We start from the raw sequence: 7,747 nt of genomic DNA, 5'->3' as shown, positions 1-7,747 counted from the left end.
CTCTAAACCGAGGTTGCTCACAAATGCCTTCTTATCCGGGATATCCGCCCCGTTCTGCGCTTTGTCGAGGCGGCGGTTGGCGTTGTCGTTGGCATTAACTGCATTTTGATTGGCGGTGTTGGCTTGTTTCCTTACCTCGTTCAACGCAGGATTGGTTGCGTAATCCCCTTTGTCTTGCTTGGTGTTCAGGGCATCGGTAACCGCATTCTGACTCATCACCTGCGTTTTACTGCTGCCGACTGATTGCACCACATCAGAGCGATTGAGCTTTTTGTTTAACTCATCCAGAATTTGAGTCGTGCTCACCTGTTTCCATGCAGCATTAACTTTCTCAGATGGTTCTTTGTTAAAATTAATTTTGTTGTTATCCGCCAGACTCTGAAACTCTCTGGTTTCATCATCGGATTGCAATATCGCCCCTTTGGGATAGCCACCAATTAAGTCAGCATACTCTTGGGAATACTTAAACTTCCCACCTTTGGATAAGTGCACGATATTGTCCGAAATCTGATTCAAAATACCGTTAAAATCTCGTCCGCTGGGTGGCAATCCGCCCGCCGTTACGGGCATCATGGTAATTTGCGGGAAGCCTGTATCCCATGTTGCTTTCTGACTGGGTTGGTCTGATTTGTGATTTGCGGGAATATCATTTTTCTGCCCGCTCTGCGCGAAGGGCTTGGGTATTAAGTTTGGGTTTTTCATTATTCACCTATTGTGCAAAAGCGCCCTGATCGAAGGGTTGAAATCCTGTGCCGTAAAAACCGAAAAATTCGCCTGCCGGAAGTTCCACAACCGAAATCTGAACTCCTGACGGACGCGGTAAGATATGTTGGTGGTAAATCAGATTCTTTTCTAATTCAGATAATCGGTATTCAAAGACATACCGGGCTGTCATATGTCCTGTGATGAGGTAATACGCCCGCCCATTGAAAATACAGCTCTTCAGGAACCGATTAATATTCGGGGCGGTCGCATACAAGATATTCGAGTATGCCTTCATGAAAATCACATCCCTGTAAGTCGAGTCATCCATCTTGTAAGACGAATCAGATGCTCCATCACTATAAAATGGGGATTGGTCAAATGGCGTATACCTTTCCGTCTCTTTGAACCCAAAATAACCCATAGCCGGATCGGGTATGGATAAATCCCTGCTGATGCCAACAATCCGTCCCCATATATCCAGTCCGAAACCTTGTGCTGTGAGCACGTTGACCGCCAGATGGTAAAATTCATCCGTGCTGACTCTGGGGTCGATGGCGTCATTAAACTCGTTAAGGATGGTACAAATAGTGGGGCTGTTAGCGTATTGGCTAAGGAAAGTGTCTTTTATCTCAATCATGACGCTATCCTTATGTCATCCACTGACAACACCGGAAACTCATCAATACCAAACTCCAGATAATTTGCCGCTATTTCACCTTTCCTTGCTATCTGGATTGAAATCAGTCGCTCAGTAGTTGCTTGCGCTACAACGCAGATATAATCACTGGCAAGCAGTTTCTTGGCGATCCGCCCCTTTCCCCTGCCTGTGCTAAATTCCTTCATTACCGCATTTCGGGTCGCTTCCTTGTCTTGATGAGTTAATTTCAGTTTATCTTCAAAGGTGATAATAAACTCTACCGGAGTATGGTGTGGCCGGATAAATTTAATGTCATAAGTTGGCGGCATATAAGCAAAGTTCTCAGTGTCCTGATATTTCACTAGGGTATTTCCCACAAAAGAGCAGCCCGTGCCTGCCTTAATCAAAATCCGCCTGGCAATCTCATTGTCATCCCCGCCTACCACGGAAACTGCTATTGAATTTCGAATTAACGGGTAATTCGTCACACCTACGTGAATAGTGTTATCAGAGGGATTATCGATAACATAGCAGTCGATAACATCCTTAATATTAGCAACCGCACCCCGCGTAGCCGCATTAGTATTTTTGGCATTGACCGCCACCGACTGTTGACGCCTTAATTCAAATTCCTGTCGCGACTCCACATCCTTACCCACGATGGCTGCATGTTTATTAATAACTGAATCCACCCCAGTGATGTTTTTAACAACACGATTAATAGACTCAGCAGAAGCCCCAATTCGCCCCGTAATATCGCAGTGAGCATGCACCGCAACTAAACCGTCATCACCTATCGTCACCTCAGCCCGTGTGCTCCATGTTCTCCCGGCATTATCTGAAACCTGAAAGCTTGCGGGGATAACTGTACCTGCCAGCCCGTTAATCGTTATCTCTGCTACGGATCTGGTCGCTTGTTTGCGTCGCAAAAAGTAAATATACCCCAACGCATCCTGCATCATGCCATCTGCATAACGAGGATCGAAGCTGTTCAAAAGGTTGATGAAGGAGTTACGTTCGTCGGTAATAATAGCAGTAAGAGTGGTAACTAACTGACCTTGCGGGGTACTCATATCAGTATTGAGATTATCCCCAAAACATCCCTTGAGCACGCGCCACCAGCCATCTATCACGTCTTGGGTTGGAGGTGTCAACACTCCCTGTGACGTGATTTGTAATTTTGGGATCATAGTTCTATTACCCCCTGAAATCCGTCGATATCTGTAAAAATAATCCGCCCCTTGACTACTCGGTCATTTGCCGTACTCAGTTCCGCCGTTGCTGATATCACGCCCTCTACTGATCTGGCTGCATCCTCCAAGTACTTACGATACATTGCCAGTGAATATCGGTTCTTACCCAGAATTTCTTCCAGGTAGGGGATGCCATCACTTTGTGAGTAATACAGATCTTTCACAAATACCCGACAGGCATTGGCCACTGACTGCGCTCTGGCGTACTGATCTGAGGCCATAGCGATATTACCCGCCGCATCGAGAGTTAAATCCCATGTGGCAGGCATTAAAAATAATGTCCGCATAATTTAAGCCTTCTGGTTAGGTGGGCTGGTATTCGCACCTTGTCCGTGCTCTGGGTGAGTATGGCGGTTATATAGCTCACGCATACCTGCCATAGATTGGCTGTTAGTGTCTGCGTTGTCAGTGATATCACCCTTGGCCTTAATGGTACTGGTTGTCTTCACAGGGGCATCCAGTACTATCTTTGTGGCTTTAACGTTCACCACACCTGTCGAGACAATATTCATCCCATTATCCAGAAAATGAATAAACTGGGACGGCGTACCATTGAGCAGACCACCAATGTAGAGACTGTCTGACATATCATATTTACGCTTACTATCCGGTGGTGCTGCCCCTTTTACCCGTTTGACTTTGGAAATATCCCGGCTGGCTGTAAAGCAAAAGCCCAAATCACCGGCCTTTGGGTCAAGAATGACCGCGTTCTTGCCACCCTGATAGCGGAAATACGGCACATTGTAGACCGTGGCATTTTGGTAGATATTGCCTGCCCCGTCGACCTGTTGCACTAGGGGTAGAATATCGACATACCCCACAGGGTCAACACCTCCACCATGTACGTTCTCTATCCGGCAAATAGTCACTGTGCCTATCCTACCGATCATTGACCAGATAATCGCTTCCTGACTGAGCGCTCCACCTGCGGTAGTTTGTGGGTCATATAATGATACCCGTTCATTTTTTGATGGCGACATAGCTATCTCCTCTCCGGCTGGCTGATACTTCCATTACCCACTGTGCGGATTCCTGCTCAGTTTCCAAGACAATACGAACACCGTAAACCAGCCAGTCACCGTTACAAATCTTGATAAGGCTGTCAGCAATACGCACGATGCCGCCGAACCGCACCAGCGGATCATAGAAACACTTAAACTCAATGCCGATTATGGTGGGTATAGGGTAGCCAATAAGTCCGGCTTCCGGTGAGATAGCCGGAATTTTTAAGTTTCGCCGGGGGGCATCTTTGTAAGTCACGGCAATGTTTTTATTTTCAATGTACAAATCCAGATCTGCGGCATAGGCCAACTGGCGGATTTTATCGATTCCAGTTCCGTTCAGATTCGGGTTGGATAGCTTGACGCTGACATCATTTGACTCAAAGGTGTAGCCCATACGTTTACAGATAGTCGCTATCATAGCGGCAACATCGTACTCACCCTCGTAACTCTCGGCATTAGCCCCAGCCATTTTATCCAGCACGGCAGTCTGTGACTCAATCACCAGTGACGCATTCGGCACATCACCAAAATCCGGGTAAGCATAGGTGATACCACCTTTAAAGACTTGCGATAACTCTTCGCCTTCCTCACCCGCTTCAATGGTCACGGTATTTTGCAGTGCTCGTAACACATTCCACTTAATGCGAAGCAGCTTCTCCATCGTCTCTATCGGCAGACCATAGGCTTTAATTCGGGCATGAGGCGTAATTGCGCCATTGCCGTAATTGATTTCTGCGTTGATCCGAAGGCCGCTGGCTGAGAGCTTATTTTGGTTATCGGAAGTGAAAGATTCGTCTTTCCCGGAAAGGGTGAGCGTGATTTTGATTACTTTTCGGTTAAATTTCATCGTTCCATACCAGTTTATAGCGGGAACCGAGGCCTGAGTATTCAGGATCAGCATTCCCTTCAATATCCACGAAAACCAGCCATTGGCAGATATACGAAAGATTTTTACATACACGGTTACACACCAGATACTCACCGTTCTTCTGTACGGTGGCGAAAATAGCCCCCAGTCGGCTCTCAAGGGTCAGGTCGATTAAATCCGAGTCAATCGTGAATGATGTCGTTTGGTTTGGGATGGGTAAAATGGCGATTTCAACAAGCATTAAAAAAATCCTCCGCCACTGATTTGCTGCTGCCCCATGTTTAAGAGCTGTTTACTGCTATCAATGGCTTTTTCGAGTGCGCCACCGATTTTCTCAATAAAATCTCCAGTATTCTTTAGTGTTGTTTTTTCCTTGCCCGCGGCTTCATTAACGCTACTGCTTACTTGCGATTCCACCTTCTGTGTCTGATCACCTGTGTCCTTTTTCTTGGCGTCATCGGGGTTTTTCACTTCTTCTTTGTCATATTTGATTTTTACTTCCCTGACCTCTTCCAGATGGACATTCACCTTAATCAGTGTGGCCCCGTCTTTGGCTTCCCTTGCAAGGTCATAGCCCGCAATGGCGGCATTGGTGTAGACGAATTCCGGTGTGACAACATGGAATTTCAGTGTGCTTTTCGCCAGAATCTCAAGCTGAGACAGAAAGGCACCTCGCTCCAGTGTGCCACCTGACCCCTTACTCAATTGAACTGTAACTTTGTAAGGCTCTCCGGTTTTGTTATAGCTGGCGAATGAGCCGTTCTCTATCGGAACGCTCACCACTCGATACTGATTCTGGTATTGCAGTGAGATGACGTTATCCGCCAGCAAAAGGGGGATACCAAATTGATTGAATATTCCCCAATAATTACCGAATAGCGTATTAATCAATGCAGCACCGCCCAGACTAATTCCTGCGTCTATCGCGGCGTTAGGGATCCCCTTCCAGTTGGGAATATCGGGCATTTTGGGTAATTCTGGCATTCCGAACATAGGACACCTCGTTTTTTGGATGTAAAAAAACCGCACGAGGCGGCTAGGATTTGGATATGAAAAAACCCGCCGAAGCGGGTTAGTTATGCTATCTGTCTTTACTTATGATGTTAACAATATGATGGCATGACTCGTTTGAGAGGGGTCTTTTCCCCCATTTAGATAATTCACTAAAGGGTAGGTCGATGGCGCTCCACGGAATGACGCCATTCATACCAATGCCGTGAGGAGTTAATATATCTGAAAATGTCTTTTTAACAACATCATAGATACGAACTTCGCCCAGCTTAATGAGTTTGCTAGCCCATAAAGAACCGCCTGATAGGCTCTGAATGTTGTCGCATACAATATGCTCATGTTTCGACAAGAGGCTTCCATATATAGAACTGGCTATTCCTGCTCCTTGAAAATCTGTATCTATATAGATACCTTTAATTTGCTTGCCGGTCTTGGCTAGACCATGATCAACAAAATTAAAATCATTATACGCGATTCGACCAATCAAAATATCTTCTAGTGGTTCGTGCATATCAAGAGAGAGTAGCTCATCAATGATTTGGTCAGTGCAATATTTGTACCCCTTAAATGCTCAGCATGTTCAGAATAGAAACCAGGAGTAGTGCAACCCATATAGATTATATCTGAATAGAAATGATATTCACTCCCAACAAGGGCGTACTCTATTATTTTAAGCAGATCATCATCTTCTAATGATAAATGATGGTATTCATCAATAACACTCTTTGAGACGTAACTTGGCTTTTTGCTCAAGTCCTTCGAATACGAACTGATAAGATTAGGAGCCATCACTATCCCTATGAGAATTTAATGGGTAGTCGTTATTTTGTAATTATCAATGAAATTTTTAATAATAGACTCGATATGTTTCATGATGGAATTAATATTACCATCAAATTCTGGATATTGTTTTTCAGGAGCAACGAGATATTTAACTTTCTCCCTTCTGACAATTAACTCAGCAAATGGCACAACATAGAAATCATCACTCTTATTATCATCCTTAATAGTCACTATAAATAATTGTCTATTAACATCCTGTCTTACACTGAGGCGAAGGACGTTAAAAAGCTTATCCGTGTTCTTGTCCTTGAAAGAATCAATAACTTCTGTCAAGTGGCTAATAGTCTGTACAGATCTGGTATGTTCAGTTCTCATATAGCCCCCTAACGTCATGAAATTAAAGTAAATAGGTGATTAGCATTTATCTCATTGATAAATTACCTTAGGGTAATCATAGGGGCATCTTGCCATCAAATCAATAGCATTAGCTATATTGCTATTGTTTCGTTGATGATTAAAATGTATCAACCTGTTTCAATTTTCAGCCCTCCGTGGCTTAAATTTAGTTCAGCAAGCTGATTTTCTTTCAAGGCTGCTCTTCAGAGCTAACACTGGACCACTTACGTTGCTGAATGCTCCATTAAACGCGTGCGCTATATCTGGTGTTAAAACAGATAAATGCGGGTTGAGGGTGTCCCACGTATCTTTGAGGTGCATTATGTTTTTATACAGGGCATTAACGTTGCTCAGTTCAGATGACAAATCAACTTGCTGAGGCGCAGGCAAGGCCTCTTTACCTAAAAACTCACCTTCAATTGCTTTGGTTGCCAGACACGCTATCGAATCGCTTTCCCTTTCCTGCTTCCAGTTCTTCCATTGCTTTCTGAGTAGTTGCGTTCGGCACTTTGATATCAAAAGGCAATCGCTGCTCATCCGCTATACGTAACATCAGCAAGCGGATAGCATCAGACACAGATAACCCCATCGCTTCCAATGCGGCGCTGGCACGCTCTTTAGTCTCTGCATCAATACGTGCACGGACATAAGTTTCAGTGGTCATTAGTCAATCCTCCGGTTATATATTAACCTAATTGTAGTCACAAAAAGACTACATCGCAATGAGGTTTTACGAAACTTTTGTAAACCCAACTAATGGCCAACAAAAAAGCCCGTAAGGATCCACTTACATGGATAACGCTTTCAGAACATTGACAGGATCTTTTTCTATCGCTTTCAACAAAGCTTTTGCTGGGCCTGTCGGTTCTCTTCTTCCTTGCTCCCAATTACGGAGGGTTCCAACATTAACAGAAATTAACTTAGCAAATCCTGATTGGCTTAATCCTGTTGCCTGGCGAATACTTTTTACTTTCACCGCCTCAACAAGGGTTTCACGAGAAGGCACACGCTCGCCATCAATAATCTCATTCATTTGCGTCATGCTTTCAGTGAGTCTGGCAAATAATTTACTGTCCATTGTTACCACCTC

11 protein-coding genes and 1 pseudogene are annotated in these 7,747 nt (G+C 44.6%); all 12 read right to left on the bottom strand.

Features of this window, described 5'->3' with window-relative positions; genetic code table 11:
* A pseudogene (locus Xind_RS21865) lies at nucleotides 1-702 on the bottom strand (hypothetical protein); the annotation flags it as partial.
* Between the two features lie 7 nt (nucleotides 703-709).
* Nucleotides 710-1,342 carry a baseplate wedge 1 family protein gene (locus tag Xind_RS17895; RefSeq protein ID WP_187650702.1) on the bottom strand — a complete coding sequence of 211 codons (633 nt, stop codon included), beginning with the start codon at nucleotides 1,340-1,342 and terminating at the stop codon, nucleotides 710-712.
* Nucleotides 1,339-2,532, bottom strand: a complete 1,194-nt coding sequence (locus tag Xind_RS17890; protein ID WP_187650701.1) for a baseplate J/gp47 family protein — start codon at nucleotides 2,530-2,532, stop codon at nucleotides 1,339-1,341. Before Xind_RS17890 ends, Xind_RS17895 begins: the two co-directional genes overlap by 4 nt.
* Nucleotides 2,529-2,882: a hypothetical protein gene (locus Xind_RS17885; protein WP_047680980.1), complete on the bottom strand. Its 354-nt coding sequence runs from the start codon at nucleotides 2,880-2,882 to the stop codon at nucleotides 2,529-2,531. The genes Xind_RS17890 and Xind_RS17885 overlap by 4 nt, the downstream gene beginning before the upstream one ends.
* 3 nt (nucleotides 2,883-2,885) lie before the next feature.
* Entirely contained in the window at nucleotides 2,886-3,575 is a 690-nt protein-coding gene (locus Xind_RS17880) for a Gp138 family membrane-puncturing spike protein (protein WP_187650700.1), read from the bottom strand.
* Complete coding sequence (locus tag Xind_RS17875) at nucleotides 3,556-4,446, bottom strand: baseplate hub protein (protein ID WP_187650699.1); 891 nt, start codon at nucleotides 4,444-4,446, stop codon at nucleotides 3,556-3,558. The genes Xind_RS17880 and Xind_RS17875 overlap by 20 nt, the downstream gene beginning before the upstream one ends.
* Entirely contained in the window at nucleotides 4,436-4,708 is a 273-nt protein-coding gene (locus tag Xind_RS17870) for a phage baseplate plug family protein (RefSeq protein ID WP_187650698.1), read from the bottom strand. Before Xind_RS17870 ends, Xind_RS17875 begins: the two co-directional genes overlap by 11 nt.
* A complete protein-coding gene (locus Xind_RS17865) occupies nucleotides 4,708-5,460 on the bottom strand; it encodes a phage baseplate protein (RefSeq protein WP_072032506.1) in 753 nt (250 codons plus the stop codon). The genes Xind_RS17870 and Xind_RS17865 overlap by 1 nt, the downstream gene beginning before the upstream one ends.
* Before the next feature lie 88 nt (nucleotides 5,461-5,548).
* Nucleotides 5,549-5,989 (bottom strand): hypothetical protein, encoded by a 441-nt coding sequence (locus tag Xind_RS17860; RefSeq protein ID WP_187650697.1) that lies wholly within the window; start codon nucleotides 5,987-5,989, stop codon nucleotides 5,549-5,551.
* Nucleotides 5,990-6,285: 296 nt separating this feature from the next.
* On the bottom strand, nucleotides 6,286-6,636 hold the full coding sequence (locus tag Xind_RS17855; RefSeq protein ID WP_047680967.1) for a hypothetical protein: 351 nt from the start codon (nucleotides 6,634-6,636) through the stop codon (nucleotides 6,286-6,288).
* A gap of 436 nt (nucleotides 6,637-7,072) precedes the next feature.
* Nucleotides 7,073-7,321, bottom strand: coding sequence for a type II toxin-antitoxin system RelB/DinJ family antitoxin (locus tag Xind_RS17850; protein ID WP_047680964.1), 249 nt, complete (start codon nucleotides 7,319-7,321; stop codon nucleotides 7,073-7,075).
* A 123-nt stretch (nucleotides 7,322-7,444) separates the two neighbouring features.
* Complete coding sequence (locus Xind_RS17845) at nucleotides 7,445-7,735, bottom strand: helix-turn-helix domain-containing protein (protein WP_187650696.1); 291 nt, start codon at nucleotides 7,733-7,735, stop codon at nucleotides 7,445-7,447.
* Nucleotides 7,736-7,747: the final 12 nt, after the last annotated feature.

Source organism: Xenorhabdus indica, assembly GCF_014467235.1.
Classification (GTDB): domain Bacteria; phylum Pseudomonadota; class Gammaproteobacteria; order Enterobacterales; family Enterobacteriaceae; genus Xenorhabdus; species Xenorhabdus indica.
Note: the sequence above shows the minus strand (reverse complement) of the source record. Positions and strands in the feature narration are given on the sequence as shown.